Annotated in this window: 2 protein-coding genes; both read right to left on the minus strand. The window is 55.1% G+C overall.

Annotated elements, in window-relative coordinates; translation table 11 throughout:
• Positions 1-56: 56 nt before the first annotated feature.
• A complete protein-coding gene (locus V6D20_14110) occupies positions 57-539 on the minus strand; it encodes a hypothetical protein (GenBank protein ID HEY9816914.1) in 483 nt (160 codons plus the stop codon).
• 289 nt (positions 540-828) lie between these two features.
• A partial coding sequence (locus tag V6D20_14115; GenBank protein ID HEY9816915.1) for a hypothetical protein occupies positions 829-1,177 on the minus strand: 349 nt, incomplete at its 5' end.

Below are 1,177 nucleotides of genomic sequence, written 5' to 3' on the forward strand. Positions count from 1 at the left end.
GTCCCATTTCCCGGTGGGGCTACAAAGCATGTTGGAGTTGGTCACGGCACCAGGTATCAGAGTACATGGGCAGCGGATGGAGCCGCCGCCTGGGCATCGGTAGCAGCAGGGATAGGAGCAGCCACAGGGGCAGGAGAATTGGGCAAGTCACCGCCAGGGGACCGGCCAATGGAGACGCGATGGGTGCGATAACGGAGAAAGGACTCGGCGGAGAAGCGGGCAACGAAGTCATCAGCATCCCAACAGGCACGGTTGTAGGCCCAACCACGCACAGCAATGAGGGTTTGGGCTTGGGAAACCGTCAGGAAGCGGCTCCGAGTGAAGTCATCATCGGAGAGCTCAAGGAAGTCAATGAGGGTAGCGGGGCCCAACTCAGCGAGGGCCTCGCGGTATGGAGAGTCGGCTGCAGCGGCCCCAAGGACGGAGAGGAGGTGTTCGATGGCATCCGCAGGGGGTCCATCGGCAGCAGGAAGGGAGTCCAAGTCGTTGGGATTGGGGGTTCCGGAGCCACTGGAGTGGACGGAGTTGGAATCGGACATGTCAAAGGGATAATGGGCTCTCAAATGGTAGAAGGGTGTGTGGGTTGCAGCACGGTGTTGTTCCGACGCTCTGCAACGGTTGCGCAATCAATGGAAGGCTTGGGACGTCTCCGCAAGCTCACAGGTCAATGGGATAAAAGGGGGCCGTACAAGGGGGCCGCAGTAGATGGGCCGCAGGAGATGGGCCGCAGGAGAGGGTAAAATCCGATGTTTAGAGCCGCAGTGGGCTAGTAGAGAGCAGGAATTGAAGTGTAGGTTGGTTGCCGGTAAGCTGCAGGGGCAGGCCGGACTAGATCCCAAAGGTAGAGAGAGGTAGGTGTAGGTAGCAGTGGAGGTGCAATTTTTCGCCTGAAAATGACCAATCGAGGTGCCAAATGACCCTTGAAAATAATGGATGACAATGGGGAACTGGCGGATCCGCTCCTGAGCTGAATAATTGCTTGTAGAAGCTCAAACAAATATCAATACAACCGTCATGAATTTTTTGTGATGATGCAAAAAGAACTGAGAAAATCCGAGCACTTGGAGGCTCGCAGGGATGGTATAATTGAATGGCTTCTTTCTTGGAGAGTTTTGAGGAGGGGAAACTTCCGAATCCGTTCCTGAATTGAATACTGGCTTGTAGAGACTCAAACAAG

Source organism: Candidatus Obscuribacterales bacterium (assembly GCA_036703605.1).
Lineage (GTDB): Bacteria > Cyanobacteriota > Cyanobacteriia > RECH01 > RECH01 > RECH01.